A 21,250-nucleotide genomic window follows, 5' to 3' on the forward strand; every position below is an offset into this window, starting at 1 on the left:
CTTCATTCATGCGCAGAGTAGCGGACTGGGCATGAAGCGCAAAACCTTTCCGGTCTTCCTGCATGTGATCCATTTTACGCCACGTTGAGGGTGACGACCGCCACGACTTTCGCCATGATCGCCCAAAGCGGAGGCACTTTCATGACCCAATATCCCCATCTTTTGTCCCCCCTCGATCTGGGGTTCACGACGCTCAAGAATCGCGTGCTCATGGGCTCGATGCATACAGGGCTTGAGGAAACAAAGGATTGGAACCGCGTGGCCGAATTCTATGCCGAACGGGCACGGGGTGAGGTTGGTTTGATGGTCACGGGTGGCATGGCCCCCAACGCCGAAGGCGGGGTCTTCCCGGGGGCGGCGGGTCTCTTTACGCCCGATGATATCAGCAACCACCGGATCGTGACCGACCGCGTCCATGATGCAGGTGGCAAGATCGCCATGCAGATCCTGCATGCGGGGCGGTATGCTTATTCGCCAAACTGCGTTGCCCCCTCGGCCATCAAATCACCGATTTCGCCGTTTCCACCGAAAGAGCTGGATGAGGACGGGATCGAAAAGCAGATCAGCGATATTGTCACCGCCGCTGCCCGGGCGCGCGAGGCCGGCTATGACGGTGTCGAGGTCATGGGCTCGGAGGGGTATTTTATCAACCAGTTCCTTGTCACCCACACCAACAAGCGCACTGACCGCTGGGGCGGGTCATACGAGAACAGGATGCGCCTGCCGGTCGAGATCGTGCGCCGTGTTCGCGCAGCGGTGGGCGCTGATTTCATTGTGATCTACCGATTGTCGATGATTGACCTCGTACCCAACGGATCAACTTGGGAAGAGGTCGTCCAGCTTGCCAAAGCCATTGAAGCGGCAGGTGCCACGATCCTGAACACCGGCATCGGCTGGCATGAGGCGCGCATCCCGACCATCGCGACATCGGTGCCGCGCCGCGCCTTCACGTGGGTGACCAAGAAACTGATGGGCGAGGTCAATATCCCCGTTATCACGTCGAACCGCATCAACATGCCTGAAGTCGGGGAAGCCGTGCTCGCTGACGGCTGTGCCGATATGGTCAGCATGGCGCGCCCCTTTCTTGCGGACGCGCATTTCGTGGCAAAGGCGGCGGCAGGCAAAGCTGCAGAGATCGCGCCCTGCATCGCCTGCAATCAGGCCTGTCTCGACCATACATTCAGCGGCAAACTTTCATCCTGTCTGGTCAATCCGCGCGCCTGCCACGAGACAGAGTTGACGATCACGCCAGCAGAGACGCCCAAAAGCATCGCCGTCGTCGGCGCAGGTCCGGCAGGGCTTTCAGCCGCGCTCACTGCCGCAGAACGCGGGCATCATGTGACTATCTTTGATCAATCCGAAGAACTTGGCGGCCAGTTGAACATGGCCAAACAGGTACCAGGAAAAGAGGAGTTCTGGGGGTTGGTCGACTACTATCGCACGATGGTAGCGAAGGCCGGGATTACGCTCCACTTGGGCATGACAGCCACACCTGAAGATCTGGCCGACTTTGACGAGATCATCATCGCCACAGGCGTCGCCCCGCGCGACCCCGAAATCCCCGGTCAGGACGGTCCGAACGTGCTGTCCTATATCGACGTGCTGCGCGGCAAGGCGCAGGTCGGCAAAACCGTTGCGATTGTCGGGGCCGGTGGTATCGGGTTTGATGTGGCGGAGTTTCTGGTGACAGGCGACAGCCCAACCGAAGATCTGGACGAATGGCTGCAGGAATGGGGCGTGGGTGATCCCGCGCAGACACGTGGCGGCTTGCGCGCGGAGGGCCCTCAGCCCGAGGCACCGGTGCGGCAGGTCACGCTCTTGCAACGCAAGGCCGAAAAGCTGGGCAAGCGTCTGGGCAAGACCACCGGCTGGATCCACCGTGCAGGTCTGCAAATGAAGAATGTGCAGATGATTGGCGGTGTAAATTATGAAAAGATCGACGCTGATGGGCTGCATATCAGTCATGGTGAAGCGCGCGAAAACCCCAAGCTCATTGCCGCGGAGACGATTGTGCTTTGTGCGGGTCAGGTCCCGCAACGCAGTCTGGCGGATGCATTGGTCGCCCAAGGGCGCAGCGTTCACGTGATCGGCGGGGCCGATGTCGCGGCGGAGCTGGACGCAAAACGCGCAATCAATCAAGGCACGCGCCTTGCCGCAAGCCTGTGACGTCACCAGACATCTGACGGCTGATAATACGCCAAAACCCACGATTTAAAGGCGATTGTTCCATATTTCGCTGTTTCCGCATTGTCACCAAAGCGGATTCATTCCCCCGTATTGTCAGGCATTTGTCCTAATCCTGCCCGAATTCACTGCCACGGTAGGCGGAACGGTATCATATAGCAGCGTCAGGAAGTTTCATGGATCGTCTAACCGAAATGGAGGCCTTCGCCACAGTTGTGGATCAGGGTGGCTTTACGGACGCGGCCAAGAAAATGGGAATTTCCAAATCTGCCGTTTCGAAACATGTCTCATCGCTTGAGGCCCGTTTGGGCGCGCGCTTGCTGAACCGCACCACCCGCCGCGTCAGCCCAACCGAAATCGGGCTGGCCTATTATGATCGCGCCCGCCGTGTTCTGAATGACGCAGGCGAAGCCGATGCTTTGGTCACGTCGATGCAGTCTGCGCCTTCCGGCCTGCTGCGTATCAGCGTGGCGACAGATTTCGGGGTGAACCACCTCTCGCCTGTTCTGGGCGAATTCCTGTCCGAATTTCCCGACATCACTGTGAATATGGCGCTGAACAACCGCTATGTTGAATTGATTTCCGAGGGCTTTGATATGGCCGTCCGCATTGGTGAGCTGGAAGACAGCACCCTGCGCGCCCGAAAGCTGACCGAAACAACAAAGCGCATGATCGCGAGCCCTGCTTATTTCAAGCAATATGGCCGCCCCGAAAAGATTGACGACCTGAACGAGCACAAGCTGCTGCATTATTCAAACCAAGCGAACTCCGCGGTCTGGAAACTGACCGCGCCGTCCGGCGAAAAGCGGCAGGTGCGCACGGCAGGCTGGTTGACCGTGAATGATGGCCAATCGCTGTTGAATGCCTGCATCGGCGGACTTGGAATTGCTTATCTGCCAAGTTTTCTTTACGCCGACGCTATGAACAAAGGATTGGTCGAGGTGGCTATTCCCGATCTGCCGGTTGAAACACAAGGTATATATGCTGTGTATCCGCCGGGGCGCTTTACGCAGCCCAAGGTGCGCGCATTCATAGACTTTTTGGCCCATGCCTTTGCCGACAAGGGCCCCGAAATCTGGTAGTCTCCCAAGGTGTAACTTCACCGACTTGCGCGACCGTGTTGTTGGTCGCGCTTTTTTTATCTTAAACCAATCGTAATGCATATGTCCTATCCGGTGTCCTATGGACGACGGAGAATAGACTTGATGGACCAAGTCATGCGTTTACTGGCACCGCAAAGCACACTTGGCTTTGTCGTGCGTCTTGCGGTGTGGCTTGGGTTTGTCACACTTGCGAATATCGCTTTCGCGACGTTCTTTGGCGGTGGCGCATACTACTCTTTGTGGTTCTACATTGCACATTCCATCGTGGTGGGTGGCCCTGTGATCACGTTCTTTTTTATCATCACGATATTCCAGTTGCGCCTGCAAAGACGGCTATGGCGATTATCCCGTATGGATGGCCTCACGGGGCTGAACAACCGGAACACGTTCTTTGATGTGGCCGCTCAGGCCCGGATGCGCGAAAACACCGGTGTCCTGATGATGCTGGATGCCGACCGGTTCAAAGCCATTAATGACACCTATGGCCATCAGGCCGGGGATATCTGTTTGCAGGCCATCGCCGCAAAGCTGCGTGAGAATATCCGTCAGGATGACGTATTGGGCCGCCTCGGGGGCGAGGAATTTGCCATTTACCTTCTGAATGTGGCACCAGAGACGGCTCAATCCATCGGGGCGCGCCTCACACAACCAATTAAATTCATGACCGAGGCGCATGGCGAACTGACTGTGACCCTCTCGATCGGTGCGGTAATCACGCAACCGACAATCCCGATTGATACCCTACTGGCCCGGGCAGATGCGGCGCTTTACTACGCCAAGCAGAATGGCAGGGCTCTTTTCGTGAATTGGACGCCATCGTTACAGAAGAAAGCAGTCATGGCGCGCGGGTAAGGCCACTACTCTTGCGTAGATGTCACGATCACTTCGACACGACGGTTGGCCGTCCGCCCTGCTTCCGTCAGGTTTGAGGCAAGAGGCGCAAGATAGCCCATGCCTTCGGCCTCAAGCCGCGCACGATCCGCGCCATAGTCGCTGACCAGCCGTTCCAGAACAGATGCTGCGCGACGTTTGGACAAGGCGATATTCGTCTCGAGTGCGCCGGATGAATCCGTATGCCCCACCAATGCAACCGTCCGCGACGGCGTCTTTGCAAGATAATCTGCCAAAGCGCGCAACGACGGGTAATCCCCTTGGGCAAGCTGCGCCGAACCCGTCTCAAAGCTCAGATCCGCAAGTACCGCACGCCCGGCTTGATCAAGTTGCTCGGACAGCGCGGCGTCGGGGACTGCACCAAAGGCACGCAAAGGGGCAGACTCAGCCTGCGCAATCGGCAAAGCGGTATCGCTTTCAGGGCCAACATGCGTGATCTGGACAAACCCTGCTTCTGCAGTGCGGCTAATGAACAACGTCAGATACTCTGGCCCGTCCTGTCCGACCCGTTCCGCCGCAAGAAACCGGAAATCACCAATGTTGATCCGCATATCAGGCGGTGGCAGGGTTTCGACCGCAAAGCGAAAATCAAATCCACCGCAAGCCTCGGTCTGGCATTCAAAGATGATCTGGTAACGGTCGTTGCGCAACTGTTCACGCAAAGGGCGTACCAGTTGCAATGTCGTGAGCGAAGGCGCCGCGATTCGCCAGGCTTGCTGGATCACGCGGCCTTCGACAGTTTGCGCAGGCATCGCGCCCTGATCCCAAATGCCCAGCGGCAAAAGGTAACTATCGGCGGGGCGGATCACCTCTTCCTGCAAGCTCGCGTTGCTTGGAAAATCGAGCGTTTGACCCTGCGCCATGCCCGCAGCAATGCCCAAACATGCGGCGAGTATGCGGATCATCGGGCTTGCGCGTGATATTCGTCATTGGGCCGCATATCCGTGGCCGAAGCGATCCGGTTGCTCATGTTGTAAAAGCCGGCCGTCGCGGCGATATCCCAGATATCACGGTCCGAGAACCCAACCTGACGCAGTGCGTCACGGTCTTTCTCTTCAATCTTGGCACTGGCCACAGTCATCAGTTCCGCAAATTCCAGCATCGCCTTCTGGCGTGCATCCAGAGGGGCGACACGCCAGTTCATCACCAGCATCTCGCCAAGTTGCGGATCACCCGACAACTGCCGCACGGCGGCGCCATGGGCAGTCAGGCAGTAATAGCATTTATTGATGGACGACACCGCGACCGCGATCATTTCACGCTCGAATTTGGACAGGCCAGAGGCGGACAGCATGATATCGTTATAAAGCGCTGTGAAGGCATTCAACTTGTCGATGTCAAACGCATAGGCCTGCAGCACATTGGGCACCATCCCAAGCTTTTCGCGACAGATATCAAAGTACTTCTGCGTAGCCTCCGGCAACGGGTCAGCCATGGGCAAATCGAGGGCGGTGGGTTGGTCAGTCAAAGGTTCACTCCGGCAATCGTCGATAGTGGTACTGTCCCACAAGCGTCATGCCGAGGGAAGTGTAGAGCGCGTTGGCCGCGTCGTTCACCTGCGTCGTCACCAGCGTCAGGTAATCCGCGCCATTGTCCTGCGCCCAAAAGGCTGCGGCCCGTGTCAGATGTTGCGCAAGGCCCTGACGGCGGTGGACGGTCGCAATCTCAAGCGCGTGGATCATGGCGCATCCGGCGGCGATGCCCACATAAACCGTTCCTGCAGGCTGGTCATTCAACCGCCCCAGCAAGGTTGTCTTTGGCCCCACGGCGCGTGCCATGATCGCCAAACGCCCTTGGCCGATCCCGCCCGCGGCCCAGATTTCTTCTTGTGCGGCCAGCGGCGGCCAGACTTCAAAACTGGTGACCGGCGGCGGACGTTCGGTGGCGACTGCGGCGACAGGGGCTGCGTAAAGGTTTGTGACGTCTTTGATCACATAACCGCGTGCGGCCAGCATGTCGTCCAAGGCGTCCTCACCCGCGCGCACCATAAAAAGTGGCGTTTGCCTTGCAGCGCGCATCGCGCCTTCAGCCAACGCAATATCGGTGTCGGTAGCAGGCCCCTGCGCTGTTGCGGCACTCACACGGCTGCTGCCGCTGTTATCAAGCCGTATTTTCCAAGGACCGACCGCGCGGCTTTCTGCGGGCGGCCATGTGCCTTCGATCACGGAATAGAGTGTTTCAAGCGACGGAAGTGTCGTCATGCAAATTTCGCCTCAAGTGCTTTTATCGCCAGATCGAGCGCAACAGCGTCACTGCCGCGCACGACGATGTTCGACCCGTAAACCCCATCTTTCTGGAAAGGGTAAGACCCGACGCTCAGATCGGGGTAATCTTGCGCAAATGCGCCCAATGGTCCCGCCAAATCGCCCTCACCCTTGAAGAGTTGCAGAGTGCGCGACAACAGCGGCGCACCACCTGTCAGTGTCGGCAGGATGCTCGCGACCATGGCTTTGAACACCGAAGGAACCCCTGCCATGACATGCACGTTCCCAAGGCTGAATCCCGGTGCCGTACTGACCGGATTGTCGATCAGCGTCGCCCCGTCGGGAATACGCGCCATACGCAAGCGAGCTTCGTTCAATTCCTGCCCCGACCGGTCGTAGTGCGCCTGCAACAGCGCGCGTGCATCGGCGCGCACGTCGATATGCGCACCAAAGGCTGCGGCGATACAATCGGCGGTGATGTCATCATGGGTTGGTCCGATACCGCCACTGGTGAAAACATGCGTATAACCCTCTGACAGAGCCTTAACCGCCGCGATAATCGCATCCCGATCGTCACTGACTACCCGCACCTCTTTGAGATCGATGCCCCGCTCGGTCAATTGTCCTGCAAGATAGTGCATATTCGCATCGCGGGTCCGCCCCGAAAGGATTTCATCGCCGATCACAAGCATGGCAGCGGTAGGGTTTGGCATCTGGTGGTTCTCCTGTCCTGTCAGAATTGTTATAGGGCGCGTATGGAATTTGCCACGCCTCTTGTCCCTGCCCGCCTGATCAAACGTTACAAACGGTTTCTGGCCGATGTCCGCTTGGAAGACGGGCGTGAAGTCACCGCACATTGCGCCAATCCCGGGTCAATGATGGGTCTGGCCGAACCTGGCATGAAGGTCTGGCTTGAGCCGAATGATGATCCAAAGAAAAAGCTGAAATTTGGCTGGCGTCTGGTGGATCACGAGAACGGGCATTTTACCGGTGTCGATACATCGGTGCCCAATCGCGCGCTCAAAGCCGCGTTGATGGCGCATGAGGTGCCCGGCCTGCCGCCTTATGATCTGGTGCGGGCGGAGGTGAAATATGGCGAAAACAGCCGGATTGATTTTCTGCTGAGCGGTGACGGGCCGGATACCTATGTCGAGGTCAAAAGCGTGACCTTGTCGCGCCAGTCCGGACTGGCGGAGTTTCCCGATAGCGTCACCGCGCGGGGCGCAAAACACTTAGCGGAATTGGCGCAGATGGTGCGGCAGGGGCATCGTGCGGTGATGTTCTATCTGGTCCAGCGGACCGATTGTAGGGCCGTGACCTTGGCAGGCGATATTGACGCTGCCTATCAGGCGGCCTTTCACCAAGCAGCAGACGCCGGAGTTGCGGTGTTGGCGCATGCATGCAGAATCGGCCCTACGGCGATCACACTGGGCGATCCAATCCCGTTCCGGCCCTAGAAGTTTGTGCGCAATTCGCCTATGTGGCGAAAAAGACGACAAAGGAACGCGCACCGTGGAAACGAACAAAACGCATCTGACCAAAGATGGCATTCGCCTGTATCAGCCCGAAGACTTTGCCGGCATGGCAAAAGCGGGGGCTCTGGCGGCCAAGCTTTTGGACGATATTGCGCCCCATGTGACCGTGGGCCAAACCACCGGTGAGCTGGATCGTCTGATCACCCAATGGGTGGATGAAGCGGGGGCAGTGTCTGCCACGATCGGTTACAAAGGCTATCAGCATGCAAGCTGCATTTCTGTCAACCATGTGGTCTGTCATGGTATTCCCGGCGCCCCCATCCCGAAATCAGCCAGCGAGACCGTGTCGCGCAACCACGAAAAGCGACGCGAGGATGATGCGCTCAAGGACGGGGATATCCTGAATATCGACGTCACAGTGATCGTTGACGGATGGTATGGCGACACCAGCCGGATGTACGTGGCAGGCACGCCATCCAAGAAGGCCGAACGCTTGATACAGGTGACCCATGACGCCCTGATGAAAGGGATCGAGGCTGCCAAGCCTGGCAATACATTTGGCGATATCGGCCACGCGATCCAGCTTTATGCCGAAAGCCACCGGATGTCTGTGGTCCGTGATTTTTGCGGGCATGGGCTGGGCCGTGTGTTCCACGCGCCACCCAATGTACTGCACTACGGGCGCGAAGGCACCGGTGCTGTGCTTGAGGAAGGCATGTTCTTTACGATTGAGCCGATGATCAATCTGGGGCGCCCTGATACCAAGGTTTTGGTCGATGACTGGACCGCTGTGACCTTTGACAGATCGCTTTCAGCCCAGTTTGAACATTCAATCGGCATCACCGCAGATGGGTGCGAGATTTTCACGCGCTCACCGGGCGGCAAGTTTCACCCCACAAATGGCGCATAAATTTAGAGGGAAAATCGCCCGTGATTTCCCCTCTTGCGAATAACTTGCAACTGGGGTGGCGTGGCCCTATATCTGTTGCGTCGCTAGCGGTGACACCTTTCCCCTGAAAACCTGATGAAAAGGATGCACGCTATGCACCTGATAAAATCTGCCGCTCTGCTGGCCGCGCTTGGCCTGTCTGCAACACTTGCAACCGCCCAAGAAGTGACACTGCGCTTTCAGCACTTTGTCTCACCCGCCAGTGCGAACCCCACCTACTTCATGCAGCCCTGGGCCGATGCCATTGAGGAACAATCAAATGGCCGCATCAAGGTAGAGCTCTATCCCTTTATGCAGCTCGGCGGCTCTGCGCCAAGCCAATACGACCTGATCCGCGATGGTGCGATTGATGGTGGCTGGGTCATCCCCGGGTATCAGCCCAACCGTTTTCCCGAAGCGGAGGCGATGGAACTGCCGTTCATGACAAGCAAATCCGGCGAGGAAGCCAGTGCTGCGGCGTGGGAATTCACGCAGGAATATCTGATGGATGACTTTGCGGATGTGCATGTCATTGCCGCCCATATGCATGGGCCGGGTATTGTGCACAAACGCGGCGCATCAGTTGCTACTCTAGAAGACTTCGCAGGGCTCAAGCTGCGCGGCCCGTCACGCCCGGCCACAATGTTGCTGGAAAAGCTGGGTGCGACCCCGATCGGGATGCCTGTGCCGCAATTCCCCGAAGCCCTTTCGCGCGGCGTTGTCGATGGCGGCGTGATTACGTGGGAAATGTCTCCATCGCTTAAGCTGGACGAACTGACTGACAGCCATACGGATGTGGCGGGTGATGAGGCGCTTTATAACCTCTACTTTATCTGGGCGATGAATAAGGACGTCTATGAAGGTCTGCCCGATGATCTGCGCGCGATCATTGACGCCAATTCTGGCATGATGGCAAGCCGCTGGGCCGGCCGCGCACATGATACCGGCGATGTCGTCGGCCGTGATGTGATGGCTGCGGATGGTAACGAAATTGCGCAACTATCCGAAGCTGAAACGGATCGGATCAAAGCGCTGGGTGCGGAAGTGACGGCTGATTGGATCGCCGAAATGGACGCCAAAGGCTATGATGGCGCAGCCTTGGTGACCAGCGCACAAGCCGCTGTCGCAGCAAACCGCGCGGCAGAGTAACTGCTCCCCCTGAGCAACCCTTTCGCCAAAGATCGAAAAGGGTTGCTCGCATATATGCTGATTGCGTTGCGCAAGGCCCGCGCTGTCAGCTTTGCCAAGGTTGATTTATCGACCTTGGCTTTTGATTTCTGACAACCCACACCGGCGCTCTGTCCACAGCGACTGCAACAGACACCGACTATGGTGGACGCTTCCAGATCATCGTGGCGCAACGATCCGGATAGAGTGCCTTTGGGTTTTCTGGCGGGGCTTAGGTAATCCGGGCGACGACGTAGTCCGCCAAATCGACCAGCATCTGTTTCAGCGGATGATCCGGCACAGCATCCAGCGCCGATTTCGCCTTTTCCGCCCATGCCAGCGCATCCTGTCGGGTGGCCTCCATCGTCCGGTGTTTGGCAAGAAGCGCGATGGCGTGATCAAGATCGCCTTCGTCCTGCCTACCTTTTCCGATTGTCCGTTCCCAAAAGGCGCGTTCATCCGCATCGGCGGCGGCAATGGCCCGAATCACAGGCAGGGTGAGTTTGCGCTCGCGGAAATCGTCGCCCACGTTTTTACCGGTGGCTTTGGTGCCGCCATAATCGAGAAGATCATCAACGATCTGGAACGAAACCCCCAGCGCATCGCCATAATCGAAAAGCGCCTGTTTGGTCGCAGCGTCTTGCCCCGCAATCTCGCCGCCGACTTCCATCGCGGCAGAAAAGAGCGCGGCGGTTTTCCCGCGCACGACCTGCAGATAGATCGCTTCGGTTGTTGCCAGATCACTGGCGGCGGTCAGTTGCAGCACCTCGCCCTCGGCGATGGTAGCGGACGCATTCGCCAGAATATCCAGCACGCGCAGCGATCCCGTTTCAACCATCAACTGGAACGAACGGGCAAAGAGATAATCGCCGACAAGTACGCTTGATGTATTGTCCCACAACAGGTTTGCCGTGGGGCGGCCCCGCCGTTGCTTGCTTTCATCAACAACATCATCATGCAGCAAAGTCGCCGTGTGAATAAACTCAACCGTGGCCGCCAGATGGATATGGTAAGGCCCCGTATACCCACACATCCGCGCCGCGGCGAGTGTAAGCATCGGACGCAAACGCTTGCCGCCTGCCTCAACCAGATGCGCGGTCACTTCGGGGATACGCGGGGCGTGTTCCGACGCCATACGCTCGCGGATCAGCGCATTCACAGCCGTCAGATCATCGGCCAGCGCCTCGGCGAGTTGTTCGTGCGGTTTGGTGGCAGCGGTATCAAGGCTCATCGCAATTTCCGTCATGTGAATAGACAACGGCTGCACCGCGCCTTAGGTCTTTGGTTATGAAAGAGCTTCTACGCACCAATGACCCGACCGTCATCGCATTTGCAACCGCCCTTCTGGACAGCGAGGGTATAGACTGGTTCACCTTCGACGTAAATATGAGCGTCCTTGAAGGCAGCATTGGCATAATGCCGCGCCGCCTGATGGTGCTGGACCGCGATTTATTTATGGCCGAGGCGGTGATGCGCGACGGAGAGATCGACCTTGGGCGCGACTGAGGACCTGACCAAAGACGATTTTCTGGGTGGCAAAATCGCAATTTGGCAGCCCAAACGCGGATATCGCGCCGGAGTTGATCCGGTCATTCTTGCGGCCTCGGTTGCGGCGAAATCAGGGCAGTCAGTGCTGGAACTGGGGTGCGGCGTTGGAACCGCGTCGCTTTGTCTGGCCGCCCGCGTCCCAGATTTGCAGATAACGGGGGTTGAGGTGCAGCCGGAATATGCCGCACTCGCCCAGCGCAATGCCGATGAGAACGCGCTGCCTCTGACAGTGGTACGTGCTGATTTGCGCGCGTTGCCAACGGAGCTGCGGCAAGAGCGGTTTGATCATGTCATCATGAACCCGCCCTATTTTGATCGCACTGCAGGCACGGCATCGGACGACACAGGCAAGGATATTGCTTTTGCCGGCGACACGCCGTTGCAGGCTTGGTTGGATGTCGGGGCAAGACGGGTTGGGCCGCGCGGATATCTGACGCTGATCCAACGTATGGAACGGCTGCCAGAGGTCCTCGATGCGCTTGCGGGGCGGCTTGGTGCCATCATCGTGCGGCCCATTGCAGGCCGCACGCACCGCGCGCCAGAGCTTTTCTTGCTACAAGCGCGACAAGAAGGAAAAACGCCGTTTCGCATGGCGCCGACGCTGATCATGCATGCCGGTGAGACGCATCAGGGCGATCAGGAAAGCTATACCCAAGAAGTGGCCTGCGTTTTGCGGAACGGCGCGGAATTACCCATCTGGAGTTAACGAATTCGCAATATTCGAGCGCCACGGTGGAAAGACGCCCAGTTTCTGCCTTGCAGCGTGACAGACAGGATCGAATGTGCTGCAATCAGAACACCCAAACCTAGAGGAGATCGACTATGAGCTTGAGTTCGCATGTACAGGAACTGAAGAAGAAGCATAAAAACCTCTCGGAGCATGTCGAGGCAATGCAGCGAAGCCCATCTGCCGATGACATCGAAATTGCAAAACTCAAAAAGCAGAAATTGATTCTCAAGGAAGAAATTTCGCGCCTTAGCGCGCACTAGCGATTTCTAACGCCGAAAAGAAAAGGCCACGTCCTGTTGACGTGGCCTTTGTGATTTCCAGGATGTGCCAGACCTTAGGTCATGTACTGGCCACCATTGGCCGACAGGGTAGAGCCCGTCACAAAACCCGCATCATCAGACACAAGGAAACAAACCGCGCGTGCGATCTCTGAAGCTTCGCCAAGACGACCAACGGGAATCTGCGGCAGGATAACTTCGTTCATCACTTTCTCAGGGATCGTGCTCATCATTTCGGTGTTGATATAACCGGGTGCCACGATGTTGACCGTGATACCGGCGCGCGCGCCCTCTTGGGCGAGTGATTTGGTGAAGCCGATGTCGCCTGCCTTGGTCGCGGCATAGTTTGCCTGCGCAAACTGGCCTTTCTGACCATTGATCGAAGAGATCGTGACAATGCGGCCAAACTTTCGCTCGCGCATTCCGCCCCAGACATTATGCGTCATGTTGAACACGCCGTTCAGGTTGGTGTCGATGCATTCATGCCACTGCTGCGGCGTCATCTTGTGGAAAGGCGCATCGCGTGTGATGCCCGCGTTGTTCACCAGAATCTCGACCGGACCGAGATCTGCTTCGACTTGGGCGACGCCAGCCTGACAGGCCTCGTAATTCGCAACATCCCATTTGTAGGTCTTGATGCCGGTTTCAGCGGTAAAGGCGGCAGCCTTTTCATCGTTGCCCGCGTAAGTCGCAGCAACCTGATAGCCTGCATCTTTCAATGCTGTCGAAATAGCTGCGCCGATACCGCGCGAGCCGCCTGTTACAAGTGCAACACGGGACATAGATTTCTCCTCCCAGAGATTTGATTAGTAATCTTATTATCGTTGCGCCACTACAGGCGCAACAATCTTTCTCAAAAATTACGGGCGCTCAACGCACATTGCAACACCCATGCCGCCACCGATGCAAAGCGTGGCAAGGCCTTTCTTGGCACCACGGCGCTTCATTTCAAACAGCAGCGTGTTCAAAACGCGGCAGCCGGATGCGCCGATCGGGTGACCGATTGCGATAGCCCCGCCGTTGACGTTCACGATCGCCGGGTCCCATCCCATCTCTTTGTTGACGGCACATGCTTGGGCCGCGAAGGCTTCGTTTGCTTCGACAAGATCGAGATCATCAACGCTCCAACCGGCCTTGGCCAGCGCCTTTTGCGATGCATAGATCGGACCGACACCCATGATGGTCGGGTCAAGCCCGGCTGTGGCGTAAGACGCAATGCGCGCCAGCGGTTCGATACCGCGTTTTTCGGCCTCATCCGCAGACATCAGCAAGGTTGCCGCGGCACCGTCGTTCAGGCCAGAAGCGTTCGCCGCCGTCACAGACCCGTCCTTGGTGAAGGCAGGGCGCAGTTTTTGCATGGCTTCGATGGTTGCGCCGTGGCGGATATATTCGTCTTTGTCGACGATGATATCGCTCTTGCGGGTTTTCACGGTGAAGGCTGTGATTTCATCGTCAAAGCGGCCTTCCTTCTGGGCCGCTTCCGCCTTGTTCTGTGACGCGACTGCGAATGCGTCCTGCATTTCACGTGTGATCTGGTATTTCTCGGCCACGTTTTCGGCTGTTTGACCCATGTGGTAGTTGTTGAACGCATCCCACAGACCGTCACGGATCATGGTGTCGATATAGGTCATATCGCCCATTTTGTGACCGGCGCGCAGGTTGGCGGCATGTACCGACAGAGACATGTTTTCCTGTCCACCAGCAGCGACAATAGACGCATCACCCAGCTGGATATGCTGTGCTCCCAGCGCAACCGCGCGGAGACCGGAACCACACACCTGGTTGATGCCCCAAGCGGCGGACTCTTTCGGCAAACCCGCGTTGATATGTGCCTGACGCGCGGGGTTCTGCCCCTGGGCGGCTGTCAGAACCTGGCCGAGGATCGTTTCGCTGACTTCGGATTTATCGATACCGGCGCGCGCGACGACGGCTTCCAGAACGGTGGCCCCCAGATCATGTGCGGGTGTGTTTGCGAATGATCCGCCGAAACTGCCAACGGCGGTGCGTGCTGCGGATGCGATAACGACGTTCGTCATGGATGGTTCCCTTCAGGTTTTGGTCCAGCAAAAAGGTGCCAGTTCCACCCGACAGGTGCAAGCCGAACACCTTAGCCCATTGCCTCTTTGGGTATGCGCAATTGTGCCGAAAAGCAAATCAAAGCATCTGGGGACTTGGTAGTTTTCTGTTAGAGCGCGGGTTTTGGCACGCCAAAGTAATACCCTTGCAAGCAATCCACACCGAGGCCTTCGAGAAATTCAGCCTCTGCAGCCGTTTCCACCCCATCAGCGACGGCAAACATTTCAAACTGATGCGCGACCGTAATCAGCGCCTCTGCCAAAACCTGATTGTCGGGATCACGGTCAATCCCGCGGATGAAGCTTTTGTCGATCTTCACCAGATCGAAGAAAAAGGATTTCAGATGTCGAAACGCAGTAAGGCCCGCACCGAAGCCATCCAAAGCAAAGCCAACACCCTTTGGTTGCATTTCAGCCATGAAGCGGATGACGTTTTCATGCAGCATCATGGCTGAGGTTTCACTGATCTCAAAGATCAAACGATCCCCGAGATTGTTGCGGTCCAGAAGCCCGCGATCCAAGGTGCGCCGCCATTCACCATCACCAATGGAACGCGCCGAAAGGTTGACCGAAAGACGCAAGTCCGGGTTCTGACGCAGTTTGTGCAGGGCCAGTTCCAGCGACAGGCAATCAATCTGGCGGCCCATATCCGTGTCTTCGACCTGCGGCATAAAGTGGGCCGCAGGCAGAACCCGCCCACTTTCATCCGACAAGCGGATCAGACCCTCATAGAAAGCGATTTGGTGCTGCGCGTCGGATGTTACAACAGGCTGGAACGCCAATTGCCCACGCCCCGCTGCCAGCGCATCGCGCACCAAAAGAAACACATCCGCATCGCGGCTGGCCATCGCGTATTCGAAAGGATCATCCAGCTCTTGCTTATCAACCTGCGCAAGGCCGAGCGTGGTGTTTTGCATCTGCGCACTCCATACTTACCCTGCGCAAGATGCCCCAGTTTGGGCTAACAACCGGTTAAGGACACCAAATGAACGAGCGTTGCGGCTGGGCCGGGCCCGAGCAGATTTACATCGATTATCATGACACCGAATGGGGTGTGCCCGAATATGACAGCCGCGCGCTTTGGGAAAAGCTGATCCTGGACGGGTTTCAGGCGGGGCTATCGTGGATCACGATCCTGAAGAAGCGTGATAACTTTCGGACGGCCTTTGCGGGGTTTGAGCCTGATACGATCGCCGAATGGGGCGAGGCCGATGTTGCGCGCCTGCTGGGTGACGCCGGTATCATCCGCCATCGTGGCAAGATCGAAGCAACCATCGGCAATGCCCGCGCATGGCAAGAGATCGAAGCGCGGCAGGGCTTTGACCGGTTCTTGTGGAACTATGTGGACGGGGTGCCGCTGCGCACGACCATTTCGAACCGTGCTGATATGCCGACGCAATCGCCGCTCTCGGCACAGATCTCCAAGGATTTGAAAAAGGCGGGCTTCCGGTTTTGCGGGCCGACAATTGTCTATGCCTTCATGGAGGCAACAGGGTTGATCAACAATCACCTGACCACCTGTCCGCGGCATGCCCCGTGTGCGGCATTGGCGCGCGATCCGGCCGATGTCTGGCCTACCAGCGTTTAAGCGCGTCCTCGTCAGCGTCTTTGGCATCAACCCATGAGGCGCCCTGCGCGGTCACTTCTTTTTTCCAGAACGGCGCGCGGGACTTGAGGTAATCCATCAGGAAGTCTGCCGCCTCAAAGGCTGCGGCGCGGTGCGCGGACGCGGTGGCGACCATCATAATCGGTGCACCAGGTTTCAGCGCGCCGTAACGATGGATCACCAATACATCGGCCAAGTCCCAGCGCGCGACTGCTTCATCCACGATTTTGCCAATCGCAGTTTCGGTCATGCCAGGGTAGTGTTCAATCAGCATTTCTTGCAGGTCGCCTTGGGTGTCGCGGACAACGCCAGTAAAGCTAACAACCGCACCAATATCGGTGCGCCCTTGCGCAAAGTCATTCAGCTCTGCGCCCGCGTCAAAAGGTTCTGCCTGCACACGAACCGTCATCAGCCGCCTGTCATTGGCGGAAAGAACGCCACTTCGCGGACACCATCAAGGGGTGCGTCGAAATCCGAGAGTTCCTGATCAAGTGCGACGCGTAAAGCGCTGATATCGGCAAAGGCAGCGGCATAGCGCTCTTCGCGCGCGCTGAGTTCCACAATCAGGTCGTTCACCGTTGCCGCACCTGTTTCTACCGTTTCATGCGGCAGACCAATGCGTTCACGGACCCATGCAAAATATACAACGTTCATATCTCACCATCCCGCAGAAAAGGCCGCGATTTGTTGAAGTAATCCCAGCCTGTCACCAGTGTCAAAACCGCAGCGGCCCAAAGCATTACGATACCGCCCCACCAGCTAATCACCATGCCTTGGTATTTCCACCACAGGCCCAACTCATCGGGGCCATTGCCAAAGATCGCGTCCTCGACCATCTCTTGTGTCATCGCGAGCGATTGCATCGCAAAATAATGCTCAAACGCGCCGGTCGCGAAAAGCATGGAAATCGCGACCATCTGGGCGGTTGTTTTCCATTTCGCAAGGTTCGTCACCTTCAGCGTACCAGCGGTATCGCCCAAAAACTCGCGCAGACCAGAGACAAAAACCTCGCGAAAAATGATCACCGTGGCAGGCAGCAAAATCCACGGGTTCATGCCGGAAAAGCCCGTAATCACGACCAGCGCAATGATCACCATCGCTTTGTCGGCAATCGGGTCAAGCATCGCACCAAGCTTGCTCTCCTGCTTCCATGCGCGCGCCAGATAGCCATCAAGAAAATCGGTCAGCGCCGCAACGATAAACAGCACCAGCGCGAACCAGTCCGCCCAAGGCCGCGCGAAATAAAGAAACATCACCACAACACCGGGTGCTGCGGCCAATCGCAGGATTGTGAGGATATTAGGCAGGTTTAATGTCATAGATGAGTGGTAGCGCGGCGCGGCGTCCGATACCAGTAGGTGTGTCGAGAATCTGGCCCAATCCGGCGGGAATGGATTTGACCCTCTGGGGCGTTCAAGACACAATACGCCTGACGCGGTGCACGTGCACCGCAAATCCTACCGATATATGGGGATACCCAATGAGATACGTTAAGCCCGAAAGTTTTGAGGCGGCCGCAACCCTATTGCGTGACGAAACCGGCATTTCCCGCATTCTCGCGGGTGGCACCGATGTGCTTGTGCAGCTGAAGGCAGAGATGGTCGAGCCTGATCTGATGGTCGATCTCAAGCATCTGCCCGGGATGCGTGAAGTCATCGCTGAAGACGGTGGATTTCGCATCGGGGCGGCGGTGTCAGGCGCGGAACTGGGTGAACATGACGCGCTAAAAGCAATGTGGCCCGGTGTGGTGGAAGGGGTCGAGTTGATCGGCTCTTCCCAGGTCCAAAGCCGTGCGACGATGGCAGGCAACCTGTGCACAGGCTCACCAGCAGGTGATGCGGTGCCTGCAATGGTCACAGCAGAAGCGGTGGCGCGGGTGCATGGCCCTGACGGGGTACGCGATGTGCCTGTTGTGGATATCCCGACAGGCCCCGGCAAGAATTCCCTGAGCAAAGGGGAATTCATCACTTCGATCTATCTGCCTGCCCGCCCAGCGCATGCAGGTGACGCCTATTTGCGCTTTATTCCCCGCACCGAAATGGACATCGCGGTGTCATCGGCGGCCGTCAGCCTTGCGCTCGAGGAGGATGGCACAGTCTCGTCCGCGCGCGTCGCGGTTGGGGCCGTGGCCCCGACGGTGCGTCTGGTGAAAGACGCAGGGGCGGCGCTTGTCGGCTCAAAGCTGGATGACGCAGCCATCGCTGCAATGGTGCACGCGGTTGAAGCTGCCTGTTCGCCGATCACAGACAAACGCGGAACCATCGAATTCCGCACGAAAACAGCAGGGGTTCTCGCGAAACGCGCAGCCCTTATCGCCTACGGGCGCGCAGGAGGTCAGCTATGAAAACGATACCCGTTGCAACAACCATCAACGGTGATGAGACAGAGTTCCTCTGCCATGCCGATGAAAGCCTTTTGGATGTCTTGCGCGACCGGCTTGGGCTGACCGGCGCAAAGGAAGGCTGCGGCACAGGCGATTGCGGTGCCTGCAGTGTGATGATGAACGGGCGTTTGGCCTGTTCCTGTCTGGTGCTGGGTGTCGAAACCGAAGGCGCCGAGATTGAAACCATCGAAGGCATGGCCAAGGGCGACAGCCTGCATCCTTTGCAACGTGTGTTTCTGGAAGAAGCCGCCTTGCAATGCGGCATCTGCACGCCGGGCATTCTGGTGGCGGCCAAGGCGCTCTTGGAAAAGAACCCCGATCCAACCGACACCGAGGTACGCTATTGGCTGGCGGGCAATCTTTGCCGCTGTACCGGTTATGACAAGATTATCAAAGCGGTCCAAACAGCGGCTGCTGAAATGAGAGGCGCATAACATGGCTTTTGACGCACAACCAACCCGCAAGTTCAATGTTGTCGGCACCCGGGTCACCCGCCCGGACGGGATCGACAAGGTCACGGGCAAGGCCGCCTATGGCGCGGATATCTCTGCACCCGGTATGTTGCATGGCCGCATCCTGCGCAGCCCGCATGCCCATGCGCGGATCGTGTCGATTGATACGTCCGCAGCAGAGGCGCTGGCCGGGGTGAAGGCCGTTGTTACAGGTGCTGACCTTGCGATGCCGGATGACGCTGATTTCGCGGATGTGGCAATCAACTGCCTGGCGCGTGACAAGGCGCTCTACGATGGGCACGCTGTGGCCGCCGTCGCGGCAACCAGCAAAGCAATTGCGAAACAGGCGATCCGGCTGATCAAGGTAGAATATGACCCCCTGCCCCATGTCACCGATGTGGACGCCGCGATGAAACCGGATGCACCCGTGGTGCAGGAAGGCCGCGCGCTTGAGAACGTACCGGCAGGCATGTCGCAAAACGTGACCACCTACTGCAAATTCGGCCATGGTGATCTGGACGCGGGCTTTGCCAAGGCGGACAAGATCATTGCACGTAGCTTTAAAACCGCCGCAACCCACCAAGGCTATATCGAACCGCAAGCCTGCATGGCGAGCCTTGGCAATGATGGCCGTGGTGAGGTGTGGTGCTGCACCCAAGGGCAATACATGGTCCGTGCGAATTGTGCGGCTGTTCTGGGCGTCGAGGAAAGCCAGCTGCGCATCACATCGTCCGAGATCGGCGGCGGCTTTGGCGGCAAAACATCGACTTTCATTGAACCCGTGGCGCTCGCCCTGTCGCGCAAGTCGGGCAAACCCGTCAAGATTGTCATGACCCGAGATGAAGTGCTGAAGGCAACAGGGCCGACGATTTCATCGTCAATGGATATCAAGATCGGCATGACAAAAGACGGCCGCATTACCGCGGCACGTGGTGAGTTGCGCTATTCGGGTGGGGCCTATCCCAACTTTACCGTTGAAATGGGCGCACAGGCTGCCTTTGCCGCCTACGATCTGGAAGCGGTGGAAACCATCGGCTGGAACGCCATGACCAACCGTCCCAAGGAAATCCCCTACCGCGCCCCCGGTGCGCCCACAGCGATCTATGCGGTGGAAAGTGTGGTGGACGAGCTTTGTCAGGAACTGGGCCTTGATCCACTGGACGTGCGTCTGATGAATGCGGCGCGCAAAGGCACCCTGTCGTCCTACGGGCCGACCTTCAACGACATCGGGCTGGTCGCCACACTGGAAGCGGCGAAGGCCCATCCGCATTACACTGCCCCCCTTGGCCCGAACCAGGGGCGCGGATTGTCCTGCGGTTTCTGGTTCAACTTTGGTGGCAACACCTGTGTGTCGCTGAACATCAATGACGATGGCACCGTTGGTGTGGTTGAGGGCAACCCCGATATCGGCGGCTCGCGCGCATCGATCTCGATGATGGCGGCGGAAGAACTGGGCGTGCCATACGATAAGGTGCGCACAGTGATCGCAGATACGTCGTCTTTGGGCTTCAACGATATCACCGACGGCAGCCGCGTGACCTTTGCGGTGGGCCTTGCCACGATTGAGGCTGCGCGCGCCGCCATCAAGGAAATGTGCCGCCGTGTGGCGAAAATCTGGGACATCGACGAAGACGCGGTGATCTGGGAAGATGGCGCTGCAAAACCTGCGGGCCCCAATGCAGGCACCCACCCGCCCATGACCTTGGCCGAGATTGCCGCCATTGCAGGCAACACCGGCGGCCCGATTGCAGGCCACCATGAGGTCAACGCCGATGGCGCTGGCGTCAGCTTTGGTGTGCACCTCTGCGATACCGAGGTCGATCCCGAAACAGGTGCCGTCAAAATCCTGCGCTACACGGTGTTTCAGGACGCAGGCAAAGCCGTACACCCCGACTACGTCGAAGGACAGATGCAGGGCGGGGCCGTGCAAGGTATCGGCTGGGCGTTGAACGAGGAATACATCTATGGCGAGGATGGGCGTTTGCAGAACCCTGCCTTCCTTGACTACCGCATTCCCGTGGCTTCGGACCTGCCACCCATTGAAACGGTAATCCTTGAAATCCCCAACCCCGGCCATCCCTACGGTGTGCGCGGCGTGGGCGAGACGCCGATCGTACCCCCCTTGGCTGCAATCGCGAACGCTGTGTCACGCGCGGCAAACGTGCGGTTGACGGAACTGCCGATGTCGCCGCCACGTGTGTTAAAGGCAATCACGGGCTAGGGGCG

The 21,250-nt window shown here is 57.9% G+C and carries 24 protein-coding genes; 13 read left to right on the top strand and 11 right to left on the bottom strand.

Translation table 11 applies throughout. The annotated features are described in order from the left end of the window. The first annotated feature begins 141 nt into the window (after positions 1 to 141). The 3 genes from B0B09_RS11010 (at position 142) to B0B09_RS11020 (ending at position 4,139) form a co-directional block, all read left to right on the top strand. Complete coding sequence (locus B0B09_RS11010) at positions 142 to 2,166, top strand: NADPH-dependent 2,4-dienoyl-CoA reductase (protein ID WP_076659907.1); 2,025 nt, start codon at positions 142 to 144, stop codon at positions 2,164 to 2,166. Positions 2,167 to 2,360: 194 nt separating this feature from the next. Continuing rightward, positions 2,361 to 3,266 (top strand): LysR family transcriptional regulator, encoded by a 906-nt coding sequence (locus B0B09_RS11015; protein ID WP_055297130.1) that lies wholly within the window; start codon positions 2,361 to 2,363, stop codon positions 3,264 to 3,266. A 135-nt stretch (positions 3,267 to 3,401) separates the two neighbouring features. Continuing rightward, positions 3,402 to 4,139: a GGDEF domain-containing protein gene (locus tag B0B09_RS11020; protein ID WP_084190821.1), complete on the top strand. Its 738-nt coding sequence runs from the start codon at positions 3,402 to 3,404 to the stop codon at positions 4,137 to 4,139. Positions 4,140 to 4,144: 5 nt separating this feature from the next. Here B0B09_RS11020 and B0B09_RS11025 read toward each other — a convergent pair whose 3' ends face one another. From B0B09_RS11025 to B0B09_RS11040, 4 genes are read right to left on the bottom strand one after another with little or no spacing between them, the layout of a single operon-like run. Beyond that, positions 4,145 to 5,083 carry an OmpA family protein gene (locus tag B0B09_RS11025; RefSeq protein ID WP_076659634.1) on the bottom strand — a complete coding sequence of 313 codons (939 nt, stop codon included), beginning with the start codon at positions 5,081 to 5,083 and terminating at the stop codon, positions 4,145 to 4,147. Continuing rightward, entirely contained in the window at positions 5,080 to 5,646 is a 567-nt protein-coding gene (locus tag B0B09_RS11030; RefSeq protein ID WP_165689319.1) for a peroxidase-related enzyme, read from the bottom strand. The genes B0B09_RS11025 and B0B09_RS11030 overlap by 4 nt, the downstream gene beginning before the upstream one ends. 4 nt (positions 5,647 to 5,650) lie before the next feature. Further along, positions 5,651 to 6,379 carry a GNAT family N-acetyltransferase gene (locus B0B09_RS11035; RefSeq protein WP_076659637.1) on the bottom strand — a complete coding sequence of 243 codons (729 nt, stop codon included), beginning with the start codon at positions 6,377 to 6,379 and terminating at the stop codon, positions 5,651 to 5,653. Continuing rightward, on the bottom strand, positions 6,376 to 7,095 hold the full coding sequence (locus tag B0B09_RS11040; protein WP_076659639.1) for a competence/damage-inducible protein A: 720 nt from the start codon (positions 7,093 to 7,095) through the stop codon (positions 6,376 to 6,378). Before B0B09_RS11040 ends, B0B09_RS11035 begins: the two co-directional genes overlap by 4 nt. A 42-nt stretch (positions 7,096 to 7,137) precedes the next feature. Between B0B09_RS11040 and sfsA the strand changes: the two genes are divergently transcribed. From sfsA to B0B09_RS11055, 3 genes are all read left to right on the top strand, one after another. Next, positions 7,138 to 7,839 (top strand): DNA/RNA nuclease SfsA, encoded by a 702-nt coding sequence (gene sfsA, locus B0B09_RS11045; protein WP_076659640.1) that lies wholly within the window; start codon positions 7,138 to 7,140, stop codon positions 7,837 to 7,839. A 55-nt stretch (positions 7,840 to 7,894) separates the two neighbouring features. After that, the gene (map, locus tag B0B09_RS11050; protein WP_076659642.1) at positions 7,895 to 8,767 is read left to right on the top strand and encodes a type I methionyl aminopeptidase; all 873 of its coding nucleotides are present in this window, start codon (positions 7,895 to 7,897) and stop codon (positions 8,765 to 8,767) included. A gap of 123 nt (positions 8,768 to 8,890) precedes the next feature. After that, positions 8,891 to 9,934: a TRAP transporter substrate-binding protein gene (locus B0B09_RS11055; RefSeq protein ID WP_076659643.1), complete on the top strand. Its 1,044-nt coding sequence runs from the start codon at positions 8,891 to 8,893 to the stop codon at positions 9,932 to 9,934. A gap of 250 nt (positions 9,935 to 10,184) precedes the next feature. Here the strand turns inward: B0B09_RS11055 and B0B09_RS11060 are convergent, their stop codons facing one another. Then, entirely contained in the window at positions 10,185 to 11,183 is a 999-nt protein-coding gene (locus tag B0B09_RS11060) for a polyprenyl synthetase family protein (protein WP_076659908.1), read from the bottom strand. A 56-nt stretch (positions 11,184 to 11,239) separates the two neighbouring features. Between B0B09_RS11060 and B0B09_RS11065 the strand changes: the two genes are divergently transcribed. From B0B09_RS11065 to B0B09_RS11075, 3 genes are all read left to right on the top strand, one after another. Beyond that, positions 11,240 to 11,458 (top strand): putative signal transducing protein, encoded by a 219-nt coding sequence (locus B0B09_RS11065; protein WP_055297113.1) that lies wholly within the window; start codon positions 11,240 to 11,242, stop codon positions 11,456 to 11,458. Continuing rightward, positions 11,445 to 12,206, top strand: coding sequence for a tRNA1(Val) (adenine(37)-N6)-methyltransferase (locus B0B09_RS11070; RefSeq protein WP_076659645.1), 762 nt, complete (start codon positions 11,445 to 11,447; stop codon positions 12,204 to 12,206). Before B0B09_RS11065 ends, B0B09_RS11070 begins: the two co-directional genes overlap by 14 nt. A gap of 116 nt (positions 12,207 to 12,322) precedes the next feature. Beyond that, positions 12,323 to 12,490: a YdcH family protein gene (locus tag B0B09_RS11075; RefSeq protein ID WP_076659647.1), complete on the top strand. Its 168-nt coding sequence runs from the start codon at positions 12,323 to 12,325 to the stop codon at positions 12,488 to 12,490. Positions 12,491 to 12,564: 74 nt separating this feature from the next. Here the strand turns inward: B0B09_RS11075 and phbB are convergent, their stop codons facing one another. From phbB to B0B09_RS11090, 3 genes are all read right to left on the bottom strand, one after another. Beyond that, positions 12,565 to 13,290, bottom strand: a complete 726-nt coding sequence (phbB, locus tag B0B09_RS11080) for an acetoacetyl-CoA reductase (protein ID WP_076659648.1) — start codon at positions 13,288 to 13,290, stop codon at positions 12,565 to 12,567. Positions 13,291 to 13,368: 78 nt separating this feature from the next. After that, entirely contained in the window at positions 13,369 to 14,544 is a 1,176-nt protein-coding gene (locus tag B0B09_RS11085) for an acetyl-CoA C-acetyltransferase (protein WP_076659650.1), read from the bottom strand. Positions 14,545 to 14,693: 149 nt separating this feature from the next. Continuing rightward, positions 14,694 to 15,500 (bottom strand): EAL domain-containing protein, encoded by an 807-nt coding sequence (locus B0B09_RS11090; RefSeq protein WP_076659651.1) that lies wholly within the window; start codon positions 15,498 to 15,500, stop codon positions 14,694 to 14,696. Between the two features lie 68 nt (positions 15,501 to 15,568). Here B0B09_RS11090 and B0B09_RS11095 point away from each other — a divergent pair, with 68 nt between their 5' ends. After that, complete coding sequence (locus tag B0B09_RS11095) at positions 15,569 to 16,171, top strand: DNA-3-methyladenine glycosylase I (protein WP_076659653.1); 603 nt, start codon at positions 15,569 to 15,571, stop codon at positions 16,169 to 16,171. On the opposite strand, the gene B0B09_RS11100 is transcribed toward B0B09_RS11095, so the two are convergent. Genes B0B09_RS11100 through pgsA form a run of 3 tightly spaced genes read right to left on the bottom strand, consistent with a single transcriptional unit; the run spans position 16,158 to position 17,508 of the window. Next, entirely contained in the window at positions 16,158 to 16,598 is a 441-nt protein-coding gene (locus B0B09_RS11100; protein ID WP_076659654.1) for a molybdenum cofactor biosynthesis protein MoaE, read from the bottom strand. The two genes, B0B09_RS11095 and B0B09_RS11100, sit on opposite strands and share 14 nt — an antisense overlap. Then, positions 16,598 to 16,843: a molybdopterin converting factor subunit 1 gene (moaD, locus tag B0B09_RS11105; RefSeq protein WP_076659656.1), complete on the bottom strand. Its 246-nt coding sequence runs from the start codon at positions 16,841 to 16,843 to the stop codon at positions 16,598 to 16,600. The genes B0B09_RS11100 and moaD overlap by 1 nt, the downstream gene beginning before the upstream one ends. Continuing rightward, positions 16,840 to 17,508 carry a CDP-diacylglycerol--glycerol-3-phosphate 3-phosphatidyltransferase gene (gene pgsA, locus B0B09_RS11110; protein ID WP_076659657.1) on the bottom strand — a complete coding sequence of 223 codons (669 nt, stop codon included), beginning with the start codon at positions 17,506 to 17,508 and terminating at the stop codon, positions 16,840 to 16,842. Before pgsA ends, moaD begins: the two co-directional genes overlap by 4 nt. Positions 17,509 to 17,669: 161 nt before the next feature. On the opposite strand from pgsA, the gene B0B09_RS11115 reads away from it, so the two are divergent. Genes B0B09_RS11115 through B0B09_RS11125 form a run of 3 tightly spaced genes read left to right on the top strand, consistent with a single transcriptional unit; the run spans position 17,670 to position 21,245 of the window. Next, positions 17,670 to 18,533 (top strand): FAD binding domain-containing protein, encoded by an 864-nt coding sequence (locus B0B09_RS11115; protein WP_076659659.1) that lies wholly within the window; start codon positions 17,670 to 17,672, stop codon positions 18,531 to 18,533. Further along, positions 18,530 to 19,006 carry a (2Fe-2S)-binding protein gene (locus tag B0B09_RS11120; protein ID WP_076659660.1) on the top strand — a complete coding sequence of 159 codons (477 nt, stop codon included), beginning with the start codon at positions 18,530 to 18,532 and terminating at the stop codon, positions 19,004 to 19,006. The genes B0B09_RS11115 and B0B09_RS11120 overlap by 4 nt, the downstream gene beginning before the upstream one ends. 1 nt (position 19,007) lies before the next feature. Next, positions 19,008 to 21,245: a xanthine dehydrogenase family protein molybdopterin-binding subunit gene (locus B0B09_RS11125; protein WP_076659662.1), complete on the top strand. Its 2,238-nt coding sequence runs from the start codon at positions 19,008 to 19,010 to the stop codon at positions 21,243 to 21,245. Positions 21,246 to 21,250: the final 5 nt, after the last annotated feature.

The organism is Yoonia rosea, assembly GCF_900156505.1.
GTDB lineage: Bacteria > Pseudomonadota > Alphaproteobacteria > Rhodobacterales > Rhodobacteraceae > Yoonia > Yoonia rosea.